At 59.1% G+C, this 25,075-nt stretch carries 22 protein-coding genes; 3 read left to right on the forward strand and 19 right to left on the reverse strand.

The window, feature by feature from the left end; all coding sequences use genetic code 11:
* Positions 1-10: 10 nt before the first annotated feature.
* From nuoF to QMK55_RS24175, 14 genes are all read right to left on the reverse strand, one after another.
* Positions 11-1,366, reverse strand: a complete 1,356-nt coding sequence (gene nuoF, locus QMK55_RS24110) for an NADH-quinone oxidoreductase subunit NuoF (RefSeq protein WP_102357810.1) — start codon at positions 1,364-1,366, stop codon at positions 11-13.
* The gene (gene nuoE, locus QMK55_RS24115) at positions 1,363-1,860 is read right to left on the reverse strand and encodes an NADH-quinone oxidoreductase subunit NuoE (protein ID WP_003223804.1); all 498 of its coding nucleotides are present in this window, start codon (positions 1,858-1,860) and stop codon (positions 1,363-1,365) included. Before nuoE ends, nuoF begins: the two co-directional genes overlap by 4 nt.
* Before the next feature lie 2 nt (positions 1,861-1,862).
* Entirely contained in the window at positions 1,863-3,647 is a 1,785-nt protein-coding gene (nuoC, locus tag QMK55_RS24120; protein ID WP_102357811.1) for an NADH-quinone oxidoreductase subunit C/D, read from the reverse strand.
* Between the two features lie 73 nt (positions 3,648-3,720).
* Positions 3,721-4,395 carry a NuoB/complex I 20 kDa subunit family protein gene (locus QMK55_RS24125; protein WP_003223809.1) on the reverse strand — a complete coding sequence of 225 codons (675 nt, stop codon included), beginning with the start codon at positions 4,393-4,395 and terminating at the stop codon, positions 3,721-3,723.
* Positions 4,396-4,405: 10 nt separating this feature from the next.
* Positions 4,406-4,819 (reverse strand): NADH-quinone oxidoreductase subunit A, encoded by a 414-nt coding sequence (locus tag QMK55_RS24130; RefSeq protein WP_003223812.1) that lies wholly within the window; start codon positions 4,817-4,819, stop codon positions 4,406-4,408.
* Between the two features lie 643 nt (positions 4,820-5,462).
* Positions 5,463-6,788 carry an isocitrate lyase gene (aceA, locus tag QMK55_RS24135; RefSeq protein ID WP_093434273.1) on the reverse strand — a complete coding sequence of 442 codons (1,326 nt, stop codon included), beginning with the start codon at positions 6,786-6,788 and terminating at the stop codon, positions 5,463-5,465.
* 473 nt (positions 6,789-7,261) lie between these two features.
* Entirely contained in the window at positions 7,262-7,999 is a 738-nt protein-coding gene (locus QMK55_RS24140; protein WP_320330094.1) for a secretin N-terminal domain-containing protein, read from the reverse strand.
* A gap of 243 nt (positions 8,000-8,242) precedes the next feature.
* A complete protein-coding gene (locus QMK55_RS24145; protein WP_320330095.1) occupies positions 8,243-8,668 on the reverse strand; it encodes a GNAT family N-acetyltransferase in 426 nt (141 codons plus the stop codon).
* Complete coding sequence (locus QMK55_RS24150) at positions 8,661-9,830, reverse strand: cupin domain-containing protein (protein ID WP_102358978.1); 1,170 nt, start codon at positions 9,828-9,830, stop codon at positions 8,661-8,663. Before QMK55_RS24150 ends, QMK55_RS24145 begins: the two co-directional genes overlap by 8 nt.
* 86 nt (positions 9,831-9,916) lie before the next feature.
* Positions 9,917-11,287 carry an adenylosuccinate lyase gene (purB, locus tag QMK55_RS24155; RefSeq protein ID WP_320330096.1) on the reverse strand — a complete coding sequence of 457 codons (1,371 nt, stop codon included), beginning with the start codon at positions 11,285-11,287 and terminating at the stop codon, positions 9,917-9,919.
* 128 nt (positions 11,288-11,415) lie between these two features.
* Entirely contained in the window at positions 11,416-12,039 is a 624-nt protein-coding gene (gene hflD / locus QMK55_RS24160) for a high frequency lysogenization protein HflD (protein WP_025108999.1), read from the reverse strand.
* Positions 12,036-13,160, reverse strand: coding sequence for a tRNA 2-thiouridine(34) synthase MnmA (gene mnmA, locus QMK55_RS24165; RefSeq protein ID WP_102358979.1), 1,125 nt, complete (start codon positions 13,158-13,160; stop codon positions 12,036-12,038). Before mnmA ends, hflD begins: the two co-directional genes overlap by 4 nt.
* Before the next feature lie 59 nt (positions 13,161-13,219).
* Positions 13,220-13,666 (reverse strand): NUDIX hydrolase, encoded by a 447-nt coding sequence (locus tag QMK55_RS24170; protein WP_102358980.1) that lies wholly within the window; start codon positions 13,664-13,666, stop codon positions 13,220-13,222.
* A 200-nt stretch (positions 13,667-13,866) separates the two neighbouring features.
* The gene (locus QMK55_RS24175; protein ID WP_320330097.1) at positions 13,867-16,092 is read right to left on the reverse strand and encodes an NADP-dependent isocitrate dehydrogenase; all 2,226 of its coding nucleotides are present in this window, start codon (positions 16,090-16,092) and stop codon (positions 13,867-13,869) included.
* 481 nt (positions 16,093-16,573) lie between these two features.
* Between QMK55_RS24175 and icd the strand changes: the two genes are divergently transcribed.
* The gene (icd, locus tag QMK55_RS24180; RefSeq protein ID WP_102358982.1) at positions 16,574-17,830 is read left to right on the forward strand and encodes an NADP-dependent isocitrate dehydrogenase; all 1,257 of its coding nucleotides are present in this window, start codon (positions 16,574-16,576) and stop codon (positions 17,828-17,830) included.
* 64 nt (positions 17,831-17,894) lie between these two features.
* On the opposite strand, the gene QMK55_RS24185 is transcribed toward icd, so the two are convergent.
* Entirely contained in the window at positions 17,895-18,176 is a 282-nt protein-coding gene (locus QMK55_RS24185; RefSeq protein WP_102358983.1) for a cold shock domain-containing protein, read from the reverse strand.
* A 224-nt stretch (positions 18,177-18,400) separates the two neighbouring features.
* On the opposite strand from QMK55_RS24185, the gene clpS reads away from it, so the two are divergent.
* Positions 18,401-18,784 carry an ATP-dependent Clp protease adapter ClpS gene (gene clpS / locus QMK55_RS24190; protein ID WP_011334948.1) on the forward strand — a complete coding sequence of 128 codons (384 nt, stop codon included), beginning with the start codon at positions 18,401-18,403 and terminating at the stop codon, positions 18,782-18,784.
* Positions 18,785-18,814: 30 nt separating this feature from the next.
* The gene (clpA, locus tag QMK55_RS24195; protein ID WP_016987404.1) at positions 18,815-21,085 is read left to right on the forward strand and encodes an ATP-dependent Clp protease ATP-binding subunit ClpA; all 2,271 of its coding nucleotides are present in this window, start codon (positions 18,815-18,817) and stop codon (positions 21,083-21,085) included.
* A 935-nt stretch (positions 21,086-22,020) separates the two neighbouring features.
* On the opposite strand, the gene infA is transcribed toward clpA, so the two are convergent.
* From infA to trxB, 4 genes are all read right to left on the reverse strand, one after another.
* Positions 22,021-22,239 carry a translation initiation factor IF-1 gene (gene infA, locus QMK55_RS24200; RefSeq protein WP_002553999.1) on the reverse strand — a complete coding sequence of 73 codons (219 nt, stop codon included), beginning with the start codon at positions 22,237-22,239 and terminating at the stop codon, positions 22,021-22,023.
* 112 nt (positions 22,240-22,351) lie between these two features.
* Positions 22,352-23,059: an arginyltransferase gene (locus QMK55_RS24205; RefSeq protein ID WP_102358578.1), complete on the reverse strand. Its 708-nt coding sequence runs from the start codon at positions 23,057-23,059 to the stop codon at positions 22,352-22,354.
* 57 nt (positions 23,060-23,116) lie between these two features.
* The gene (gene aat, locus QMK55_RS24210; RefSeq protein ID WP_025109007.1) at positions 23,117-23,797 is read right to left on the reverse strand and encodes a leucyl/phenylalanyl-tRNA--protein transferase; all 681 of its coding nucleotides are present in this window, start codon (positions 23,795-23,797) and stop codon (positions 23,117-23,119) included.
* Between the two features lie 62 nt (positions 23,798-23,859).
* Positions 23,860-24,819, reverse strand: a complete 960-nt coding sequence (gene trxB, locus QMK55_RS24215) for a thioredoxin-disulfide reductase (RefSeq protein WP_320330098.1) — start codon at positions 24,817-24,819, stop codon at positions 23,860-23,862.
* Positions 24,820-25,075: the final 256 nt, after the last annotated feature.

The raw sequence follows: 25,075 nt of genomic DNA on the forward strand, positions 1-25,075 counted from the left end.
TTTTAAGCGTTTACGCGCCGACTACGATCGGCCTTGCCAGAGGCGGGACGGCGGCGCTTGCAGGCGCGATACCGGCTTCGAACTCTGGACGGAAGTATTTGATGGCACTGCCCAACGGCTCCACGGCACCCGGTGCGTGAGCACAGAAGGTCTTGCCTGGGCCGAGGAAGTTGACCAGACCCAGCAGGGTCTCGATGTCGCCTGGCTGACCGCGGCCTTCTTCGATGGCCATCAAGAGCTTGACGCTCCATGGCAAACCATCGCGGCACGGGGTGCAGAAGCCGCACGACTCGCGAGCGAAGAACTGCTCCATGTTGCGCAGCAAGGAGACCATGTTGACGCTGTCGTCCACCGCCATGGCCAGGCCGGTACCCATACGGGTGCCCACCTTGGCGATGCCGCCGGCGTACATTTGTGCGTCGAGGTGTTCCGGCAAGAGAAAACCGGTACCGGCACCACCTGGCTGCCAGGCCTTGAGCTTGAAGCCGTCGCGCATGCCGCCGGCGTAGTCTTCGAACAGCTCGCGACCGGTGACGCCGAATGGCAGTTCCCACAGGCCCGGGTTTTTCACTTTGCCGGAGAAGCCCATGAGCTTGGTGCCCATGTCTTCGCTGCCTTCGCGGGCCAACGATTTGTACCAGTCAACGCCGTCGGCAATGATCGCCGGCACGTTGCACAGAGTCTCAACGTTGTTCACGCAAGTCGGCTTGCCCCACACGCCGACGGCGGCAGGGAAGGGCGGCTTGGAGCGCGGGTTGGCACGGCGGCCTTCGAGGGAGTTGATCAGTGCGGTTTCTTCACCGCAGATGTAACGCCCGGCGCCGGTGTGGACGAACAGCTCGAAATCGAAGCCGCTGCCCAGAATGTTTTTACCCAGCAGGCCTGCAGCCTTGGCTTCTTCCACGGCACGGTTGAGGTGCTTGGCGGCGGTGGTGTACTCGCCACGCAGGAAGATGTAGCCACGGTAGGTTTTCAGCGCGCGAGCACTGATCAGCATGCCTTCGATCAGCAGATGGGGCAGTTGCTCCATCAGCATGCGGTCTTTCCAGGTGTTCGGCTCCATCTCGTCCGCGTTGCACAGCAGGTAGCGGATGTTGATGGATTCGTCTTTGGGCATCAGGCCCCACTTCACGCCCGTGGGGAAGCCTGCACCGCCGCGACCTTTGAGGCCTGCGTCTTTCACGGTCTGGACGATGGCGTCCTGATCCATGTCGGCGAAGGCTTTGCGCGCCGCAGCGTAACCGTTCTTGGCCTGGTACTCGTCGAGCCACACGGCTTCGCCGTCGTCACGCAGACGCCAGGTCAGCGGGTGAGTCTCGGCCGAACGCTGGATGCGGTTGGCAGGACCGAAAGATGTCAGGGTCATACGTAGCCCTCGAGCAGTTTGGCCACGCCAGCAGGCTGCACGTCGCCAAAGGTGTCGTCGTCGATCATCAGCGCCGGTGCCTTGTCGCAGTTGCCGAGGCAGCAGACAGGCAGCAGGGTGAAACGACCGTCGGCGGTGGTCTGACCCAGGCCGATGCCCAGATTGTTCTGGATTTCACTGACCACCGACTCGTGGCCGCCGATGTAGCAGACCATGCTGTCGCAGACGCGAATGATGTGGCGGCCGACCGGCTGACGGAAGATCTGGCTATAGAACGTCGCCACACCTTCAACGTCGCTGGCCGGGATGCCGAGGATCTCGCCGATCGCGTACAAGGCGCCATCCGGCACCCAGCCGCGTTCTTTCTGAACGATCTTCAGGGCTTCGATCGACGCCGCGCGCGGGTCTTCGTAGTGATGCAGCTCGTGCTCGATGGCCGAGCGCTCGGTTTCACTCAAGGTGAAACGGTCTGTCTGGATAAGCGTGCTGTTCATGCTTAGCGGTCCACGTCGGCCATAACGAAGTCGATACTACCCAGGTACGCAATCAAGTCCGCGACCATGCTGCCTTTGATCACCGAAGGGATCTGTTGCAGATGGGGGAAGCTCGGAGTGCGGATCCGGGTACGGTAGCTCATGGTGCCGCCGTCGCTCGTCAGGTAATAACTGTTGATGCCCTTGGTCGCTTCGATCATCTGGAAGGATTCGTTGGCCGGCATGACCGGGCCCCACGAAACTTGCAGGAAGTGCGTGATCAAGGTTTCGATGTGCTGCAGCGTGCGCTCTTTCGGCGGCGGCGTGGTCAGCGGGTGATCCGCCTTGTACGGGCCTTCCGGCATGTTGCGCATGCACTGGTCGATGATCTTGATGCTCTGGCGCATCTCTTCGACGCGAACCATGCAGCGGTCGTAGGCATCGCCATTGGCGGCCAGCGGCACTTCGAATTCGAAGTTCTCGTAGCCCGAGTATGGACGCGCTTTACGCAGGTCGAAGTCGCAACCGGTCGAACGCAGGCCTGCACCGGTGACGCCCCATTCCAGGGCTTCTTTGGTGTTGTAGGCAGCGACGCCGATGGTACGGCCCTTGAGGATACTGTTCTGCAGGGCAGCCTTGGTGTATTCATCGAGGCGTTTTGGCAGCCATTCAACGAAGTCTTTTACCAGTTTGTCCCAGCCGCGCGGCAGGTCGTGAGCAACACCACCGATGCGGTACCAGGCCGGGTGCAGACGGAAACCGGTAATGGCTTCAATTACCGTGTACGCCTTCTGGCGGTCGGTGAAGGTGAAGAACACCGGAGTCATGGCGCCGACGTCCTGGATGTAAGTCCCCAGGAACAGCAGGTGGCTGGTGATCCGGAAGAACTCGGCCATCATGATGCGGATGACGTCGACCTTCTCGGGCACCTTGATACCGGCCAGCTTCTCGACCGAGAGCACGTACGGCAGGTTGTTCATCACGCCGCCGAGGTAATCGATACGGTCGGTGTACGGGATGAAACTGTGCCACGACTGACGCTCGGCCATCTTCTCGGCACCACGGTGGTGGTAACCGATGTCCGGCACGCAGTCGACGATCTCTTCACCGTCCAGTTGCAGAATGATGCGGAAAGCACCGTGCGCGGAAGGGTGGTTCGGGCCGAGGTTGAGGAACATGTAGTCCTCGTTGGCGCCGGAACGCTTCATGCCCCAGTCTTCAGGACGGAAGCGCGCGGCCTCTTCCTCAAGCTGTTGCTTGGCAAGGTTGAGGCTGAACGGATCGAATTCGGTGGCGCGCGCCGGAAAGTCCTTGCGCAGCGGGTGACCTTCCCAGGTCGGCGGCATCATGATGCGCGACAGGTGCGGGTGGCCTTTGAAGTCGATGCCGTACATGTCCCAGACTTCACGCTCGTACCAGTTGGCGTTCGGCCAGATGCTGGTGACGGTGGGCAAACTGAGGTCGCTTTCGGACAAGGCGACTTTGATCATCACGTCACTATTACGCTCAAGCGACATGAGGTGATAGAACACGGTGAAGTCGGCGCCCGATGGCAGTCCTTGACGTTTGGTGCGCAGACGCTCGTCCACGCCGTGCAGGTCATAGAGCATGACGTACGGCTTGGGCAGGTTGCGCAGGAAGGTCAGGACTTCGACGAGTTTGGCGCGCGCCACCCACAGCACCGGCATGCCGGTGCGGGTCGACTGAGCGGTGAACGCTTCGGCGCCAAAACGGTTGTTCAATTCGACGACCACATCCTGGTCGTCTGCCTTATAAGGCGGGATGTACAGAGCGCTGCCTGTAGTCATGGTTATTTTTTCGCTTTCGGTCAACGTAAAGAATGAAGCCAGCTTCTCGTTTCTTTGTAAGAACAGATCTGGATCAGACTTCGTCAGGGCTGCGCAGGTTGGTGACTGCGATTCGCTGTTCGCGGCGCTGTTCTTTCTGCGAAGGCATGTCGGCGCGATAAACGCCTTGATCACCAACGACCCAGGACAGTGGGCGACGCTCCTGGCCAATCGATTCCTGCAACAGCATCAAGCCTTGCAGAAATGCTTCTGGACGGGGCGGGCAGCCAGGTACGTAGACGTCCACGGGCAGGAACTTGTCCACCCCTTGAACCACGGAGTAGATGTCGTACATACCACCGGAGTTGGCGCACGAGCCCATGGAAATCACCCACTTCGGCTCGAGCATTTGCTCGTAGAGACGCTGAATGATCGGCGCCATCTTGATGAAGCAGGTACCGGCGATAACCATGAAGTCGGCCTGACGCGGTGATGCCCGGATAACTTCGGCGCCAAAGCGCGCGATGTCGTGGGGCGCCGTGAAGGCGGTGGTCATTTCCACATAGCAGCACGAAAGGCCGAAGTTGTACGGCCACAGGGAGTTTTTACGCCCCCAGTTGACCGCGCCACTCAGCACGTCTTCGAGCTTGCCCATGAAAATGTTTTTGTGGACTTGATCTTCTAACGGATCGGAAACGGTTTCCCGTTCGCCAATCGGATACTGCTCGTTAGGAGCATCGGGGTCGATTCTGGTGAGATTGTATTGCATTGCCAAAGCCTCATTGTTTCAGCTTCGCCTGCCGCTTGCGACGAGCTTCCGGAGCCCAGTCAAGGGCGCCCACTCGGAACAGGTAGACAAGACCTGCCAACAGAATTGCTATGAAAACGAGAGCTTCGACGAATCCGGTCCAGCCGCTTTCGCGGACGGACACAGACCATGCAAAGAGAAAGAGGGCTTCGATATCGAAGATCACGAAGAGCATCGCGACCAGATAGAATTTGGCTGAGAGCCGCAAGCGGGCGCCACCGGTAGGTAGCATGCCGGACTCGAACGGTTCGTTTTTGCTGCGGCCCCAGGCTTTTGACCCGAGGAGGCTGGAGACGCCGAGCATGAAGGCACACAGGCCGACTACACCCAGAAGGAAAATGGCAAAGCCCCAGTTGTGGGCCATGAGTCCTGTCGCTTCGGGCATGCTGGTAATCCTTAACAGAGAGCAAAGGTCTCTGAGCTTGATAAAGAAATAAGGCAGTGACGATATGTCGCAGCAATCAATCGCGCTGATTTTATGGCTAAACACCCTGCAAGTAAAATTCCTATAGCGAAATTATTTATTGGAATAAGGACATAGCGCACCTCCAATGCCCTGCAGCCCATGCGTTGCGGGCATTAGCCGGTTTTGGGCGAATTATGTTTTGTAGAAAATGTAACGAACATAGTTGCTGCTAAATGATAATTAATATCGTTTGTGGCGGTTTTGTAACTGTTTAGCGGTGCAGTAATCGGAAAGTTGTCTTATATGCCCGTTACTGCAAGTAGCGGTGGCGAGCGTTTTACCCGTTTTTTGTGGTGCGGGTACCGCTCTGGATCAATGTTTTTTGTCAGAGGTGACGCAGGACCTGTAGGAGTGAGCCTGCTCGCGATAGCGGTGTGCCTGCCAACACATAACGTCACTGACACACCGCTATCGCGAGCAGGCTCACTCCCGCAGGGGATTTGTGGGGGTCGGGGAATCGGCGGGCAAAAAAACGCCCCGAACCAGTCGGGGCGTCAGTTTTGCGGCTCTGCGGTTAGCTTTCTATACGATCCGTAAAGGCCGTCTGCTCAGCGAAGCCGAATCAGTGGAACTGTTCTTCTTCGGTCGAACCGGTCAGTGCGGTTACCGAAGACGAGCCACCCTGAATCACAGTGGTCATGTCGTCGAAGTAGCCGGTGCCCACTTCCTGCTGGTGGGCCACGAAGGTGTAGCCCTTGGCGGCGTCAGCGAACTCCTGCTCTTGCAGCTTCACGTAGGCAGTCATGTCGTTGCGGGCGTAGTCGTGCGCCAGGTTGAACATGCTGTGCCACATGTTGTGAATGCCGGCCAGGGTGATGAACTGGTGCTTGTAGCCCATGGCGGACAGTTCACGCTGGAACTTGGCGATGGTCGCGTCGTCCAGGTTTTTCTTCCAGTTGAAGGAAGGCGAGCAGTTGTACGACAGCAGTTGGTCCGGGTATTCCTTTTTGATCGCTTCAGCGAAGCGACGAGCCTCGTCCAGATCCGGCTTGGCAGTTTCGCACCAGATCAGGTCGGCGTATGGCGCGTAAGCCAGGCCACGAGCGATGGCTTGATCGAGGCCTGCACGAACCTTGTAGAAACCTTCCTGAGTGCGCTCGCCAGTCACGAACGGCTGGTCGTACGGGTCGCAATCGGAGGTCAGCAGGTCAGCCGCGTTGGCGTCGGTACGGGCCAGAATGATGGTCGGGGTACCGGCAACGTCAGCAGCCAGACGAGCAGCGGTCAGCTTCTGTACGGCTTCCTGGGTTGGAACCAGTACTTTGCCGCCCATGTGGCCGCATTTTTTCACGGAAGCCAGTTGGTCTTCGAAGTGAACGCCGGCGGCGCCTGCTTCGATCATGCTCTTCATCAACTCGTAGGCGTTCAGGACGCCGCCGAAACCGGCTTCAGCGTCGGCCACGATTGGCGCGAAGTAGTCGATGTAGCCATCGTCGCCCGGGTTCTTGCCGGCTTTCCACTGGATCTGGTCAGCACGACGGAACGAGTTGTTGATGCGCTTGACCACGGTTGGCACCGAGTCCACCGGGTACAGCGACTGGTCCGGGTACATCGATTCTGCGGAGTTGTTGTCCGCAGCAACCTGCCAGCCCGACAGGTAGATCGCCTGGATACCGGCCTTGACCTGTTGAACAGCCTGGCCGCCGGTCAGGGCGCCCATGCAGTTGACGAAATCTTTCTCTGGGCGGAAGGACGGCTTGGCACCCTGGGTCACCAGGTTCCACAGCTTCTCGGCGCCCATTTTCGCAAAGGTGTGCTCAGGTTGAACCGAGCCACGCAGACGGACGACGTCAGCAGCGGAGTAAGTGCGAGTCACGCCTTTCCAGCGCGGGTTTTCAGCCCAGTCTTTTTCAAGGGCTGCAATTTGCTGTTCGCGTGTCAGTGCCATGGAGATAAACCTCGTCGCGTCTTTATGAAAAGTTGTTCTGCGGTGGAAAATTCCTGCGCTCGCTGACCAGAAGCTTAGGTGGTCAAGTCGGATTCGGCGGGGTAGGCGACGGGGTGAACGATGGGCTCGAGGGGAAGTGAGCAGGTAGTGGCGGACTGTGGGCGCATTCGGGCGTCGTGGGCCTTTATACGAACTACAGCGTGAAGCCGGGTTACCTAATTACGCTTCCGTCCCTCGGGACAACTTCGTTCCAGTCGGCAACCTCGTCAAACACACCTTGTGGGCGGTACAGACACGAAGCGGTTCGCGGGGTAGGTGCGAACATCGCTTCGAAGGCCCTTGCCAGGGCCTCTGATTAGCGGGAGCGAGGCCATCATGCCTTCGCTTTTTTGCCTCGTCAAACGTTTTGTAGTGCTTTTTTTAAAGCACTACATCTTTCGTCTAATACGACTAATCAGTCAGTTTTCGGTGCTTTAGTCCAGCGTGTCGACTTTCACCCGTAAAGTCATGTCATCCCGGCCTTGAGTCGAGTAGCTGCGGGTCTGGCTCTGTTTGTCGGCCTGGGTTTCGCGGTTTATGCCGGCGAGGGTGATCCATTCGCCGAGGCGTCCGCTGACAGTTGTGTCGGTGCTTTGCACGTTCACTACATCGGGACGTTCCTGACTCATGCGGTCACGATTGGTGCTGATCGCCAGGTGAACGATGTCGCCGGTGACGCTGGCAGTGACGTAGAAGCCCTGGGTGACGTTGCGGTATTGGGTCTGGCTGCTGTAATCACCGTAGGAATTGGTCTGGCTGCTGGTGATCGGCACGCTCTGGCCGACCTGAATCAGCGCCGGTGCCCCTTCGCTGGCCTGAACCTGCTGGATACCGCCGTCACGGCTGGCGGTGCTGTAGTTGATGATTCGGGTCTGTTGGTCGCCGGTGTTCTGCTGGTTGTTCTCGTTGGTGTCGACGGTGATCAGCAGGCGTTTGGGCGCGGTGTCGAGCTGGGTGATCATGGCCTTGAGTTCCTGGATCTTGTCCGGCTCGGCCTTGACGATCAGTTGATTGCCGTAGGCGCTGACCTGACCGTCCTTGCCGAGAAAGTCCTGCGCCATCGGCAGCATGTCGGCGCTGGTGCGGTACTTGAGGGGCACGATTTCAGTGGCTGCCATCACCGAAAAACTGCAGGCGAGCAGCAGGGTGGTGAGCAGGGTGCGTAGGGACATGTCCGTTATCTCCGCTTTCGAAAGGCTTGATATTGCCAGTTTGTCGGCCCGGGGTGGGGCAAGTTGAATCGTAGACAGCAAAACGCCCCGGCATCGGTTGATGTCGGGGCGTTTTGTGGTGTTCTCGAGGGACTCTTCGCGAGCAGGCTCGCTCCCACATTGGATCTCTAGTGGACACCAATTTTGCGCCAAATAGAGATCCCTTGTGGGAGCGAGCCTGCTCGCGAAAGCCGCGCCGCGGTCTCAGGCCGAATGGCGAACCATGTCGACATGCGGAATCCCGGCTTCGAGGAATTCCTCGCTGACCAGGCTGAAGCCCAGGCGCTCATAGAACGCCGTGGCCTGTACCTGCGCGCTGAGCATCTGCTGCTTCAGACCGCGGGCTTCGGCTTCGGCGATGACTGCTTGCATCAGCGCATCGCCAACCTTCAGCCCGCGCCAGTCCTTCAGTACCGACACCCGGCCAATATGCCCGTCGGGCAACAGGCGCGCGGTGCCTATTGGAAAGTCGCCTTCGAACGCCAGAAAATGCACGGCGGTCGCGTCATCCGCATCCCATTCCAACTCAGGTGGCACCGATTGTTCGGCAATGAACACCGTTTCACGAATGCGCCGGATCTCGGCGTTGTCCTTCTGCCAGTCTGCGACACGTACGCGAATCTTATTCATCGGCGAATCCCAGGCTGCCTTGTTTGACCAGCTCGCACAGCAGGCCGCGACCGTCTTCGTCGTTCAGCCACTCGCCGAGGTTATCGACGTGCAGCGCGTCGGCGGCGCAGATCAGCTTCAGCAGCTCACGCAGTTTGCCCGGCAGGTAACGGCTCTGGCCGCTGGCGAACAGCAGCAGATCGTCATCGACTTCCGACCACGCCAGGCGCGCGCTCGGGTTGCGGATCAGTACGGCGCCGTCCTGCAGAGCGACAAGGAAGTCGTCTTCTTCGACGTCTTCCGGACCGACCACCAGTTCCGGGTAGCGCGGCTCGGTCATGTACTGGCCGAACCAGGTCAGCAGCAAGCGCTCATCGCTCATGTGTTCGGCGAGCAGGCTTTTCAGGCGGTCCAGCGCATCGTGCTGAATCTGATGCGGATCGACGGCTGGCTTGGCGTCGGCATCGGTGTAGCGCTCTTCGTCAGTCAGGAACTGGCTGAGGAAATCGGTGAAGTGAGTCAGCACTTCGGAAGCGCTTGGTGCGCGGAAGCCGACCGAGTAGGTCATGCAGTCGTCCACGGCTACGCCGCAGTGGGCCAGGCGCGGCGGCAGGTAGAGCATGTCGCCCGGTTCCAGAACCCACTCTTCGGTCTCGTGGAATTCGGCGAGGATGCGCAGGTCCGCGTGTTGCAGCAGCGGGCTCTCGGAGTCGCACATCTGGCCGATTTTCCAGTTGCGCTTGCCGTGGCCTTGCAGCAGGAACACGTCGTAGTTGTCGAAGTGCGGACCGACGCTGCCACCTGGGGCTGCGAAACTGATCATCACGTCGTCGACGCGCCAGCTCGGCAGGAAGCGGAAGTTTTCCAGCAGCTCGCTGACTTCCGGCACGAATTGATCAACGGCCTGAACGAGCAAGGTCCACTCTTTTTCCGGCAGTTTGCTGAATTCATCTTCGGCGAACGGGCCGCGACGCAGCTCCCACGGACGCTCGCCGTGCTCGATCACCAGGCGCGACTCGACCTCTTCTTCCAGGGCCAGGCCTGCCAGTTCGTCGGCGTCGATCGGGCTTTCGAAGTCAGGAATGGCCTGACGGATCAGCAGCGGCTTTTTCTGCCAGTAATCGCGCATGAATTCGCGCGCCGTGAGACCGCCCAGAAGTTGAAGAGGAGTATCAGGATTCATGTGTAACCTATTGAAAAAAAGCATTTTTCAGACGGGAATAAAAACGCCCGGCGCGGCCGGGCGTCTCAAGCGGGTCAAGCGGTCGATCAGATGCGTTTGGCTTGTGCTACAGCGTTACCGATGTAGTTGGCCGGGGTCAGCTGTTTCAGCTCGGCTTTCGCTTGCGCTGGCATGTCCAGACCGTCGATGAAAGTCTGCAGCGCTTCTGGGCTAATGCCCTTGCCGCGAGTCAGTTCTTTGAGTTTTTCGTACGGGTTTTCGATGTTGTAGCGGCGCATTACGGTCTGGATCGGCTCGGCCAACACTTCCCAGCAAGCGTCGAGGTCAGCGGCAATCTTCTGCTCGTTGAGCTCCAGTTTGCTGATGCCTTTGAGGCTGGCTTCGTAGGCGATCACGCTGTGGGCGAAGCCGACACCGAGATTACGCAGGACGGTGGAGTCGGTCAGGTCACGCTGCCAGCGGGAAATCGGCAGTTTGCTCGCCAGGTGCTGGAACAGTGCGTTGGCGATGCCCAGGTTGCCTTCGGAGTTTTCGAAGTCGATCGGGTTGACCTTGTGCGGCATGGTCGACGAACCGATTTCGCCGGCGATGGTGCGCTGCTTGAAGTAACCCAGGGAGATGTAGCCCCAGATGTCACGGTCGAAGTCGATCAGGATGGTGTTGAAGCGCGCAATCGCGTCGAACAGCTCGGCGATGTAGTCGTGCGGTTCGATCTGCGTGGTGTACGGGTTGAAGCCCAGGCCCAGCTCGTCTTCGATGAAGGCGCGGGCGTTGGCTTCCCAGTCGATCTGCGGGTAGGCCGACAGGTGCGCGTTGTAGTTGCCCACGGCGCCATTGATCTTGCCCAGCAGCGGCACGGCAGCGACTTGAGCGATCTGACGCTCGAGACGGTAAACCACGTTCGCCAGTTCTTTACCCAAAGTGGTCGGCGAGGCCGGCTGACCGTGGGTGCGCGACAGCATTGGCACGTCGGCGAAGCGGATCGCCAGTTCGCGGATGGCGTTGGCGGTCTGGCGCATCAGCGGCAGCATCACGTCGTCACGGCCTTCGCGCAGCATCAGGGCGTGGGACAGGTTGTTGATGTCTTCGCTGGTGCAGGCAAAGTGGATGAATTCGCTGACCTTGGCCAGCTCCGGCAGCTTGGCCGCCTGCTCCTTGAGCAGGTATTCGATCGCCTTGACGTCGTGGTTGGTGGTGCGCTCGATCTCTTTGACGCGCTCGGCGTGCTCCATCGAGAAGTTTTCAGCCAGTTCATTGAGAACGGCGTTGGCCTCGGCGGAGAAGGCTGGCACTTCCGGGATGCCGGCGTGGGCGGCCAGGCGCTGGAGCCAGCGCACTTCAACCAGAACGCGGGCACGGATCAGGCCGTACTCGCTGAAAATCGGGCGCAGGGCCTGGGTTTTGCCGGCGTAGCGGCCGTCAACAGGGGAAACCGCAGTGAGCGAAGAGAGCTGCATGGGGTGTTCTCGGACAGTCGGGCAACGAAATGGGGCGCGTATCATACATGAAAAAATCCGCCGGTCCGTCGCCAACTGACCGGCGTATTACGCGTTACAGACTACAAAAACTTTTATTGCGCGACGATTTACTCGCTGCGCATCAACGGATACAGCTCTTTGAGCAGCTTGCGCCGGCTGATCACCAACTGCCAGCGGTGGCCGCCGAGCTGTCGCCACAGGCGTGCCGAGCGGATCCCGGCCAGCAGCAGGGCACGGATCTTCGAGGCGTTGCTCGGTTGCTGCAGGTTGCGCATGTCGCCATGCACTTGAATGCGTTGGCGCAGGGTGCTCAGGGTGTCCTGGTACAGCGCGCCACAGGCGGCGACCACGTTTTCGTGAGCCGGGCCGAAGTGTTCGACCTGTGACTGGATCTGCGGCAGGCGCTTGCCGATGGTGTCGAGCATGTCGTTACGCTTGGCCAGTTGACGCTCGAGGCCGAGCATCGACAGGGCGTAGCGCAGCGGCTCACGCTGCAGGGTGCTCGGGTCGCGCTCCAGTGCGCCGATCAAGGCGCGATAACCTTCGCGCAGATTGATGTCGTCGCCGCCGTAAACATCCAGCGTGTCCTTCGGGTCGCGCACCAGCAGGCTGCCAAGCATGCAGCTCAGGCCGGCTTCGCTGGTCTGGCCGGTCTTGGCGATCCGGTCGACCAGTACGGCCGCGAGAAACACGCCGCCCAGCGCCGTCAGTTGTTCCTGAGTCGGGCTCATGCCTGGCCGCTCCACGGCTCGGCGACTTCGATCACGCCGCCGCCGAGGCAGATTTCACCGTCGTAGAACACCACGGACTGGCCCGGGGTCACCGCGCGCTGCGGTTCGTCGAACACGGCGCGGTAGCCGCTGGCGGTTTTTTCCAGGATGCAGGTCTGATCGCTCTGGCGATAACGCACTTTGGCGGTCAGGCGCAGCGGCTGGCTCAGGTCGATCGGGTTGACCCAATAGATTTCCGAAGCGAGCAGGGCGCCGGAGAACAGCCACGGATGGTTGTTGCCCTGGCCGACGATCAGCTCGTTGGTGTCCAGATCCTTGCGCAGCACGTACCACGGCTCATCGCCGGCGTCTTTCAAGCCGCCGATGCCAAGGCCTTGGCGCTGACCGATGGTGTGGTACATCAAACCGTGGTGACGGCCGATGACTTCGCCTTCGGTGGTCTTGATCTCGCCCGGTTGCGCCGGCAGGTACTGCTTGAGGAAGTCGCTGAAGCGGCGCTCGCCGATGAAGCAGATCCCGGTGGAATCCTTCTTCTTGGCGGTCGCCAGTTCGTATTTCTCGGCGATCGCGCGTACTTCAGGCTTTTCCAGTTCGCCGACCGGGAACAGGGTCTTGGCAATCTGTTCGCCGCCGACGGCGTGCAGGAAGTAGCTCTGATCCTTGTTCGGGTCGAGGCCTTTGAGCAGCTCAGTACGGCCATCGATGTCGCGGCGACGCACGTAATGGCCAGTGGCGATCAGATCCGCGCCGAGCATCATGGCGTAGTCGAGAAACGCCTTGAACTTGATTTCGCGGTTACAGAGGATGTCCGGGTTCGGCGTGCGCCCGGCCTTGTATTCGGCCAGGAAGTGCTCGAACACGTTGTCCCAGTATTCTGCCGCGAAGTTGGCGGTGTGCAGCTTGATACCGATTTTGTCGCACACAGCCTGAGCATCCGCCAGGTCGTCCATGGCGGTGCAGTATTCCGTTCCGTCGTCTTCTTCCCAGTTCTTCATGAACAGGCCTTCCACCTCGTAACCCTGCTCGATCAGCAGGAGGGCGGAAACGGAAGAGTCCACGCCGCCGGACATGCCGACAATGACGCGCTTCTTGGATGTGTCAGAAGGGGCTGGATCACGCATAGGGATTCAATGAGTGTCTTGAAAAAGGACGCGATTCTATCAGGCTCACGGCCTCAAGGCTAAAGAGAAGGGCGGATCAGTTCGAGACTGAAGTGATGACCGGCCAGATAATCGTCGATGCAGCGAATGATCAGCTCGCTGCGCCAGTTGTCGCGCTGGGCGATTAATTCGTCGCGGGTCAGCCACTTGGCGCCGACGATACCGTCGTCGAGTTGATAATCGGGGTGGTGTTTGACGGCTTTGGCGCTGAAACACACACGCTGGTAGGTCACGCCGTTGCTTGGTGCGGTGTACAGGTAAATGCCGATGACGCCGGTGGGTTCGACGTCCCAGCCGGTTTCTTCGAGGGTTTCGCGCACGGCTGCATCGATCAGGGTTTCGTCCGGGTCGAGATGGCCGGCGGGCTGGTTGAGCACGTTACGCCCGGCCTTGTGTTCTTCAACCATCAGGAAGCGACCGTTGTCCTCGACGATGGTGGCGACAGTGATGTGGGGGAGCCATTCCATAAAACCTTCCTCAAGTCTGGGGTTGAAATGCAATCCAATGTAGGAGTGAGCCTGCTCGCGATAGCGCAATGTCAGTCACCATAATTGTTGAATGGTATACCGCTATCGCGAGCAGGCTCACTCCTACAAGGGATTGGTGTGAACTCTGAAAACACAAACCCCGGCACGAGGCCGGGGTTTGTGATGTTCCCTTTACAACCTTAAACCAGCGCAGCAACCGCTGCGTTGAAGGTTGCGCTTGGGCGCATGGCCTTGCTGATCAGCTCGGCATTGGCGTGGTAGTAACCGCCGATGTCCACTGGCTTGCCCTGAACAGCGTTGAGTTCGGCAACGATGGTTGCCTCGTTCTCGGTCAGGGTTTTGGCCAGGGTTGCGAACTGCGCTTGCAGTGCAGCGTCTTCAGTCTGGGCGGCCAGGGCCTGAGCCCAGTACATTGCCAGGTAGAAGTGGCTGCCGCGGTTGTCGATGTTGCCGACTTTGCGCGATGGCGACTTGTTGTTGTCGAGGAACTGGCCAGTGGCTTGATCCAGAGTTTTCGACAGCACCAGCGCTTTCGGGTTGTTGTAGTTCACGCCCAGGTGCTCAAGGGATGCTGCCAGCGCAAGGAATTCGCCCAGCGAATCCCAGCGCAGGAAGTTCTCTTCAACCAGTTGCTGCACGTGCTTCGGAGCCGAACCGCCAGCGCCGGTTTCGAACAGGCCGCCGCCGTTCATCAGCGGCACGATCGACAGCATTTTGGCGCTGGTGCCCAGTTCCATGATCGGGAACAGGTCGGTCAGGTAGTCGCGCAGTACGTTGCCGGTCACCGAGATGGTGTCCTTGCCTTCGCGGGTGCGCTGCAGGGTGTACTTCATTGCGTCGACCGGCGCCATGATCTGGATGTCCAGACCGCTGGTGTCGTGATCCTTCAGGTAAGCCTGAACCTTCTCGATCACTACGCCATCGTGAGCGCGCATCGGGTCCAGCCAGAAGATCGCTGGAGTTGCGCTTGCGCGAGCGCGGTTGACGGCCAGTTTGACCCAGTCCTGGATCGGCGCGTCTTTGGTCTGGCACATGCGGAAGATGTCGCCGGCTTCAACAGCCTGTTCCATCAGCAGGTTGCCCTTGCTGTCGGTGACGCGAACCACGCCCTCAGCCTTGATCTGGAAGGTCTTGTCGTGCGAGCCGTACTCTTCGGCTTTCTTCGCCATCAGGCCAACGTTTGGCACGCTGCCCATGGTGGTCGGGTCGAAAGCGCCATTGGCTTTGCAATCTTCGATCACGGCCTGGTAGATGGTTGCGTAGCAACGATCCGGGATCACCGCCTTGGTGTCGTGCAGCTGACCGTCGGTGCCCCACATTTTGCCGGAGTCACGGATCATCGCTGGCATCGAGGCGTCGACGATAACGTCGCTCGGCACGTGCAGGTTGGTGATGCCCTTGTCGGAGTTGACCATCGCCAGCGACGGACGCGCGGCGTAGACCGCTGCCATGTCGGCTTCGATCTGCGCTTGCTGCTCGGCCGGCAGGGCCTTGATGCGCGCGTACAGATCGCCGATGCCGTTGTTCAGGTTGAAGCCGATCTCGGCCAGCACGTCAGCGTGCTTGGTCAGGGCGTCTTTATAGAACTCGGCAACGATCTGGCCGAACATGATCGGGTCGGAGACCTTCATCATTGTCGCTTTCAAGTGAACCGACAGCAGCACGCCTTGCGCCTTGGCGTTTTCGATTTCAGCGGCGATGAATGCACGCAGGGCGTTTTTGCTCATCACCGCGCAGTCGAGGATCTCGCCGGCCTGAACGGTGGTTTTTTCTTTCAGGACAGTGGCGGTGCCGTCTTTGGCGATCAGCTCGATCTTCACAGCGTCAGCGGCGTCGATCAGGGCAGCTTTTTCGCTGCCGTAGAAATCGCCGGTGCTCATGTGAGCGACGTGGGACTTGGAGTCCTTGGCCCAGGCGCCCATTTTGTGCGGGTGCTTGCGTGCGTAGTTCTTGACCGACAGCGGAGCGCGGCGGTCGGAGTTGCCTTCGCGCAGAACCGGGTTCACGGCGCTGCCCTTGACCTTGTCGTAACGCGCCTTGGCGTCTTTGTCGGCATCGCTGGTCACGGTTTCCGGGTAGTCCGGCAGGTTGTAACCCTGGGCTTGCAGCTCTTTGATCGCCGCTTGCAGCTGAGGCACCGAAGCACTGATGTTCGGCAGCTTGATGATGTTGGCTTCAGGCGTAACGGCCAGGTCACCCAGTTCGGCGAGGTGGTCGGCTACGGCTTTGTCGCCCAGTTGCTCGGGGAAGCTGGCCAGGATGCGTGCTGCAAGAGAGATATCGCGGGTTTCCACGGCGATATCGGCCGAGGCGGTGTAAGCCTCGATGATCGGCAGCAGGGAATAGGTGGCGAGGGCTGGAGCTTCGTCGGTGAAGGTATAGATGATCTTCGAGCGGGTGGGCATATTCGGATTAACTCTCTCTTCTTTGCTAAAGCGTGCGCAGAAACTCGAGGGGCGCCGGGTAAGCGCGTTCGTTCAAAGTCATCCATGAACCGAATGTCGAGATTCTTCGCGGTGATGTTGGGTGCATCAGTAGAGCGTCAAGCAGTCGGACTGCGGTAACAACCCGACCAATCAGGCGGAAAGTCTCGTGCTAGAGAGGCCAGCCGTCGTGACCCTGTGGTCAGCGGGCGGCATTATACATAGGTAGCTGGCAATCTGCCGATGGTTCATATGCAACGATTCTCGTCCATTGGTCTAAAGGTCGCAGGGCGGGGTGGGGCGTAGAGTCGTCGCGAATGCTTGAGTTTGGCGCTTTTCCCTTTGCTTTCAGGCTTGTACGAAACCAGATGTGCCCGCGCCGTGAACAGAGGGTTTGCGTGTTGATTTAACTGGGTTACGCTCGAACCAAGCCAGATGTTCAATCCAAACAATGGAGTTCAGCATGGGTTACAAGAAGATTCAGGTTCCAGCCGTCGGCGACAAAATCACCGTCAATGCAGACCATTCTCTCAATGTTCCTGATAACCCGATCATCCCCTTCATCGAAGGTGACGGCATTGGTGTCGACATCAGCCCGGTGATGATCAAGGTTGTCGATGCTGCTGTTCAGAAGGCCTACGGCGGCAAGCGCAAGATTTCCTGGATGGAAGTCTATGCCGGCGAAAAAGCCACTCAGGTTTACGACCAGGACACCTGGCTGCCTCAGGAAACCCTGGACGCAGTCAAGGATTACGTGGTTTCCATCAAAGGCCCGCTGACCACGCCGGTCGGTGGCGGCATCCGTTCGCTGAACGTGGCCCTGCGCCAGCAACTCGACCTGTACGTCTGCCTGCGCCCGGTGCGCTGGTTCGAAGGCGTGCCTAGCCCGGTGAAAAAGCCTGGCGACGTCGACATGACCATCTTTCGCGAGAACTCCGAGGACATCTACGCGGGTATCGAGTGGAAGGCCGGTTCGCCGGAAGCCACCAAGGTCATCAAATTCCTTAAAGAAGAAATGGGCGTCACCAAGATCCGTTTCGACGAAAACTGCGGTATCGGCGTCAAGCCGGTTTCGCTGGAAGGCACCAAACGTCTGGCGCGCAAGGCCCTGCAATATGTGGTCGACAACGACCGCGATTCGCTGACCATCGTGCATAAAGGCAACATCATGAAGTTCACCGAAGGTGCCTTCAAAGAGTGGGCCTACGAAGTGGCGGCCGAAGAATTCGGCGCGACCCTGCTCGACGGCGGCCCGTGGATGCAGTTCAAGAACCCGAAAACCGGCAAGAACGTCATCGTGAAAGATGCCATCGCCGACGCCATGCTCCAGCAGATCCTGCTGCGCCCGGCCGAATACGATGTGATCGCGACCCTCAACCTCAACGGCGACTACCTCTCCGACGCTCTGGCGGCGGAAGTGGGCGGTATCGGTATCGCGCCGGGCGCCAACCTGTCCGACACCGTGGCGATGTTCGAAGCCACCCACGGTACCGCGCCGAAGTACGCCGGCAAGGACCAGGTCAACCCGGGGTCGCTGATTCTCTCGGCAGAAATGATGCTGCGTCACATGGGCTGGACCGAAGCGGCGGATCTGATCATCAAGGGCACCAACGGCGCCATTGGCGCCAAGACCGTGACCTATGACTTCGAACGTCTGATGGATGGGGCCAAACTGGTGTCGTCTTCGGGCTTTGGCGATGCGCTGATTTCGCACATGTAAGCAATACAGGTACAAAAAAACCGCCTTCGGGCGGTTTTTTCATGGCTGAGTGAGCGCGATTGCGTCAGCTCGACACTTTTTCGGTATGGGGCGTATGCGCGGTCGGCTCGCTGGCAGTCGCCGCAGCTGTGATCTTCACGGCATGCAGGCCTTTGGGGCCTTGCACGATGTCGAAGTTCACGGCCTGTCCGGCCTTGAGGGTTTTATACCCGTCCATTTCAATGGCGGAGTAGTGCGCAAAGAAATCGATGTCGTTGCCATCCTCATCGCGGCCTTCGCGGGCGTCGGTATTGATAAAGCCGAATCCCTTGGCATTGTTGAACCATTTCACCTTGCCGACAGCCATGCTCAAATCCCTCTGCAACAGACTCCATCGCTGGAGTATCATCCAATTCATCCGCAATCTAATCCGTTAAAAGAATTGACTCCGCGGATCTTTTTTACCCACTGTGGGCTCTATTGGTTGTAACACCGTTTTCCCGATAGTCAAGGTGACCGGGCAGTCGGAGTTGAAAAGGTGCACAACCGCCCCCACCACTGTATTTGCACAACTGACGAACCTTTCTTTCCATGCATGCAATCAGCCAGATTCGACTAACATTCAATCAGGATCGCCCGCTTCTCCAAAAGGATCTTCCACAGGAGCACGACGACGATTCGGCAGGCGTTGCTGTTCAGGAAGCAAAGCCTGCGTTACAGGCGCCGCCGATGTACAAGGTGGTTTTGTTCAACGATGACTACACACCGATGGATTTCGTCGTCGAAGTGCTCGAGGTGTTTTTTAACCTGAATCGCGAGCTGGCGACCAAGGTCATGCTGGCCGTCCACACAGAAGGACGGGCAGTATGTGGAGTGTTTACCCGCGACATCGCCGAGACAAAGGCCATGCAGGTCAACCAGTACGCCAGGGAAAGCCAGCATCCGCTACTCTGTGAAATCGAGAAGGACGGTTAATCGCCGACCACTTGGGTATGAGGTGAAGCTATGTTAAACCGCGAGCTCGAAGTCACCCTCAATCTAGCCTTCAAGGAGGCTCGTTCGAAACGTCATGAATTCATGACCGTCGAACACCTTTTGCTGGCCCTATTGGACAATGAGGCTGCCGCCACCGTTTTGCGTGCCTGCGGCGCAAACCTCGACAAACTCAAGCATGACCTGCAGGAGTTCATCGACTCCACCACGCCATTGATCCCCGTTCATGACGAAGATCGCGAAACCCAGCCAACCCTGGGCTTCCAGCGTGTACTGCAACGTGCTGTTTTCCACGTACAGAGCTCGGGTAAACGCGAAGTAACCGGCGCCAATGTGCTGGTTGCAATCTTCAGTGAGCAAGAGAGTCAGGCAGTGTTCCTGCTGAAGCAGCAGAGCGTTGCGCGTATCGATGTCGTCAACTACATCGCTCATGGCATTTCCAAAGTGCCGGGGCATGGCGATCACTCTGAAGGTGAACAAGATATGCAGGACGACGAGGGCGGTGAGTCTTCTTCTTCAGGCAATCCTCTGGATGCTTATGCCAGCAACCTCAACGAACTCGCGCGCCAGGGTCGCATCGACCCACTGGTCGGCCGCGAATCGGAGGTCGAGCGTGTCGCGCAGATTCTCGCGCGTCGGCGCAAGAACAATCCGCTGCTGGTGGGCGAGGCAGGCGTGGGTAAAACCGCAATTGCCGAAGGCCTGGCCAAGCGCATTGTCGACAATCAGGTGCCGGATCTGCTGGCCAACAGCGTTGTTTACTCGCTCGACCTTGGCGCTCTGCTCGCGGGCACCAAGTATCGCGGTGATTTCGAGAAGCGCTTCAAGGCGCTGCTCAATGAACTGAAAAAACGTCCGCAGGCGATCCTGTTCATCGACGAGATCCACACCATCATTGGTGCGGGCGCTGCGTCCGGTGGCGTGATGGATGCTTCGAACCTGCTCAAGCCACTGCTGTCGTCTGGCGACATCCGCTGCATCGGCTCCACCACGTTCCAGGAATTTCGCGGCATCTTCGAGAAGGACCGTGCTCTGGCGCGGCGCTTCCAGAAGGTCGATGTCGTCGAGCCGTCGGTGGAAGACACCATCGGCATCCTGCGTGGCCTGAAAGGGCGTTTCGAGCAGCACCACAACATCGAATACAGCGATGAGTCGTTGCGCGCCGCGGCTGAACTGGCGTCGCGCTATATCAATGACCGGCACATGCCGGACAAGGCCATCGACGTGATCGACGAGGCGGGTGCTTATCAGCGTCTGCAACCGGTCGAAAAACGCGTGAAGCGTATTGAAGTGCCGCAGGTTGAAGACATCGTGGCGAAAATCGCGCGGATTCCACCTAAGCACGTCACCAGTTCCGATAAAGAACTGCTGCGCAACCTGGAGCGTGACCTGAAACTGACGGTGTTTGGTCAGGACGCGGCGATTGATTCGCTGTCGACTGCGATCAAACTGTCCCGTGCCGGCCTCAAGTCGCCTGACAAGCCAGTCGGTTCGTTCCTGTTCGCAGGCCCGACCGGTGTCGGTAAAACCGAGGCCGCGCGGCAACTGGCCAAGGCGCTGGGCATTGAGCTGGTGCGCTTCGACATGTCCGAGTACATGGAGCGTCACACCGTGTCGCGTCTGATCGGTGCGCCTCCAGGCTATGTCGGGTTCGATCAGGGCGGTCTGTTGACCGAAGCGATCACCAAGCAGCCGCACTGCGTATTGCTGCTCGATGAAATCGAGAAGGCGCATCCGGAAGTCTTCAACCTGCTGCTGCAGGTGATGGACCACGGTACGCTCACCGACAACAACGGGCGCAAGGCGGACTTCCGCAATGTGATCGTGATCATGACCACTAACGCCGGTGCCGAAACGGCTGCGCGGGCTTCGATCGGTTTCACCCATCAGGATCACTCGTCTGATGCGATGGAAGTGATCAAGAAGAGCTTCACGCCGGAGTTCCGTAACCGTCTGGACACCATTATCCAGTTTGGTCGCCTCAGTCATGAGGTCATCAAAAGTGTGGTGGACAAATTCCTTACCGAACTGCAGGCGCAACTGGAGGACAAGCGTGTGTTGCTGGAGGTTACCGACGCGGCGCGCAGTTGGCTGGCGGCCGGTGGTTACGATTCGGCCATGGGCGCACGTCCGATGGCGCGTCTGATCCAGGACAAGATCAAGCGTCCGTTGGCGGAGGAGATTCTGTTTGGCGAGCTGGCCGAGCATGGCGGTGTGGTTCACATCGACATCAAGGATGGTGAGTTGACGTTTGACTTCGAGACTACGGCTGAGATGGCCTGACGGCTGGTAAGTGAAAAGGCGCCTTCGGGCGCCTTTTTATTGTCCGTTTGTTTGGTGTGAATATCCGTTGCTGCGGTAACGGCTTCTTGGGGTTCCGCCCTTACGGCGGGTCACCTTTTCCAAACGCCGAAAAGGTAACCCAAAAGGCTTTACCCTGACGTACGGCCCTCGCTGTGGCTCGGGTTCCTTCGCTCCGGGATCGATCCGGGCGCATCGCCTACGGTTTGCTTCGCTGCACCTCCTCTCGATGTGTTTGGCTTCGCCAAACGGTCGCTGCGCTCCCACCCCCGAATCAATCCCTCCACTCAGCCTGCCGACGGGCCTTCGCGTCAAAAGCGGTACTCGAGCTAACGCTCGTCGTGTTAAGTGGGGGGAGCAGGGCGTGTTCGGCTTTGGTTTTGTGGTGGATTTACCCCTCACCCCAGCCCTCTCCCCAAGGAGAGGGAGCCGATTTGTGGGCTTTTCAATACTTGAGTTCAACGCGGTATCGCACGTCGGCGAATCTCTCCCAAGCACCCCGGTCAGTCCCCTCTCCCTCCGGGAGAGGGCTAGGGTGAGGGGCTCTTGATCTTGCTTTTGCTCTCCAGCCCCTTCGGCAGGCCGAGCGAAGGTGTCCATCAGGGTTAGGCGCGCAGCGCCATGCGGCGAAGCCGCATACATCGAGAGGAGGTGCAGCGAAGCAAACCGTAGGCGATGCCCCCTGATGGATACCGTAGCGAGGGAACACTGAGCCTCAGCGAAGTGCCGTACGCCGGGGCAAAGCCTTTTGGGTTACCTTTTCGGCGTCTGGAAAAGGTGACTCGCTGTAAAAGCGAAACCGCCAGCGGCAGCACCCGCAGCAACGGATATGCACCCAAAACCAAAACCAAAACCAAAACCCAAATCGCAGACAAACAAAAACGCCCGGCATAGCCGGGCGTCTTGTATTGACTTGATTAGCGAGCGCGGTAAGTGATGCGCCCTTTGCTCAAGTCATAGGGCGTCAGCTCGACGCGCACCTTGTCACCGGTAAGAATACGAATGTAGTTCTTGCGCATCTTGCCGGAAATATGCGCGGTTACGACGTGCCCATTTTCCAACTCCACACGAAACATGGTGTTGGGCAGGGTGTCGACGACAGTGCCTTCCATTTCGAAGCTGTCTTCTTTCGACATGCAGTAAAGCCCTCGGTATCCAATGAATGGCCCGGTGCAACTGCGCCAGGCAAAAGCGGCGTGCATTGTGCCCGAAAAAGGGGGTTTAAGCCAAGGGGTTTAGGGCTTGCGATTAGTTCAGGATCACCCAGCGCTGATTAATCAGCAATTCGATGGGGCGATATTGGGTCTTGTAGTTCATCTTTTTGCAGTTCTTGATCCAATAACCGAGATACACCGCTTCCAGCCCCAGCCGCTGGCTTTCGGCGATTTGCCACAGGATCGCGAAACGACCGAGGCTGCGGCGCTCCTCGCAAGGTTCGTAAAAGGTGTAGACCGCCGACAGGCCGTTGGGTAGCAGATCGGTCACCGCGACGGCGAGTAACCGTCCGTCGAGACGAAACTCATAGAAGCGCGAGAAGGGCAGGTCGCGCACCAGAAAGGTCGAGAACTGGTCACGGCTTGGCGGGTACATGTCGCCGTCGGCATGCCGCTGCTCGATATAGCGCTGGTACAGGTCGAAATATTCTTCGCTGAAATGCGGTTTTATCGGGCGTACCTGCAGGTCGGCATTGCGTTTGAAAATGCGTTTCTGCTGGCGGTTGGGGCTGAACTGCGCTACCGGGATGCGTGCAGGCACGCACGCATTGCAATTCTGGCAATGGGGCCGATACAGATGATCGCCACTGCGACGAAAGCCCATTTCCGACAGATCTGCGTAGACGTGCACATCCATGGGCTGGCTCGGGTCGAGAAACAGCGTCGTCGCCTGCTCCTCGGGCAGATAACTGCAGGAGTGAGGCTGAGTGGCATAGAACTTCAACCGCGCCAACTCGGTCATGATCAACCCTCGGGATAAGCTGGTGAATTAAGTGTAAGCCACGCGCGCAAAAGTCGCTCAGCAAACCCAGGTGGCACGGCTGGGTTGATCCAGGTGGCGGGCCAGATAGTCGGCGAATTCGTGGCGGGGGATTGCCCGGGCGCCGAGGCTGTGCAGATGATCGGTCGGCATCTGGCAGTCAATCAGGACGAATCCCGCGTCTTTCAGATGCTGCACCAAGGTGGCAAAGCCATATTTGGAGGCGTTGTCGGCACGGCTGAACATCGATTCGCCGAAAAACAGCTGCCCCATCGCCAGGCCATATAGACCGCCGACCAGTTGGCCTTGGTCCCAAACCTCGACCGAATGGGCAAAGCCGCGGCGATGCAGTTCCAGGTAGGCGTCCTGCATGGCTTCGGTGATCCAGGTGCCGTCAGCGTAATCCCGCGGCGCGGCGCAGGCGCGAATCACTGCGTCGAAGTCCTGATCGAAGGTCACCTGATAGCGTTCCTTGCGCAGCAGTTTGCCGAGACTGCGCGAGACATGCAGTTCGTCGGGAAACAACACGGTGCGTGGATCCGGTGACCACCAGAGGATCGGCTGACCTTCGGAAAACCACGGAAAACAGCCGTGCCGGTAAGCCTGCACCAGACGGTCGGCGGACAGGTCGCCACCCGCGGCCAGCAATCCATTGGGATCGCGCATGGCCTTTTCCAGGGGCGGGAAGGTCAGGGAATTGCGTTGTAACCAAGTCAGCATGGCGTCCGGGCTTGCAGAAGGGGAGGGCGGTGCGGGCGCAGGGCCCGCGATAAAGTGTGCCGTTAAATGACGGGAATGTCGTCCAGATACTTCTCCGCATCCAGTGCCGCCATGCAACCGGCCCCGGCCGAGGTCACGGCCTGACGGTAAACGTGGTCGGCCACGTCGCCCGCAGCGAAGACGCCGGGGATCTCGGTGGACGTCGCGTCGCCGTCACTGCCGCCCTTGACCAGCAGGTAGCCGTCACGCATCGCCAGATGGCCTTGAAACAGGTCGGTGTTGGGTTTGTGGCCGATGGCGATGAACACGCCGGCCAGTGCCAGCTCGCGGGTCTGCCCGGTGTGGCTGTCACGCAGGCGCGCGCCAGTCACGCCGCTGGCATCGCCCAGTACTTCGTCCAGATTCTGGTTCCAGTGCAGGCGAACGTTGCCGTTGGCGGCCTTTTCGAACAGTTTGTCCTGGAGGATTTTCTCCGAGCGCAGCTTGTCGCGCCGGTGGATCAAATGCACCTCTTTGGCGATGTTCGACAGGTAAAGAGCCTCCTCGACGGCGGTGTTGCCACCGCCCACCACCGCGACCACCTGATTGCGGTAGAAAAAGCCATCACAGGTCGCACAGGCTGAAACGCCTTTGCCGGCGAAGGCTTCTTCCGAAGGCAGGCCCAGATACTGCGCCGAGGCGCCAGTGGCGATGATCAGCGCGTCGCAGGTGTAAATGCCGCTGTCACCGATGAGTTCGAACGGGCGCTGCTGCAACTTGGCGGTGTGGATGTGGTCGTAAACGATCTCTGTGGCAAAGCGTTCGGCGTGTTTCTGCATGCGCTCCATCAGCACCGGACCGGTCAGGCCTTCGACGTCGCCGGGCCAGTTGTCGACCTCGACGGTAGTGGTGAGCTGGCCACCGGCCTGCAGCCCGGTAATGACCACCGGTTTGAGGTTGGCGCGGGCGGCGTACACGGCGGCGCTGTAACCGGCGGGGCCGGAGCCGAGAATGATCAGGCGTGAATGCTTCGCTGCGTTCATCAAATACACCTCATAAGCCTTTGTCACAAAAGACAATGCATGCTCAAATTGAGCCGCAGGATTTGTAGGATTGGCTATGCTCAGCTATGGGTTTTGAGGCATGGCATCAGCCGCACAAACCCGTACAATGCCGGGCTGTTACAGAATATTCGCCGTGTGCAGTGTTTATGGCTGTGTTTATAAAAGCAGCGGCACAGTGTTAAAAGTAGTCTCAGTTGCGCCGGTTCACTTTTTTACCTGCCTGGATTGGGCAGTT

It is taken from the genome of Pseudomonas sp. P8_229, from assembly GCF_034008635.1.
Taxonomy (GTDB): Bacteria; Pseudomonadota; Gammaproteobacteria; order Pseudomonadales; family Pseudomonadaceae; genus Aquipseudomonas.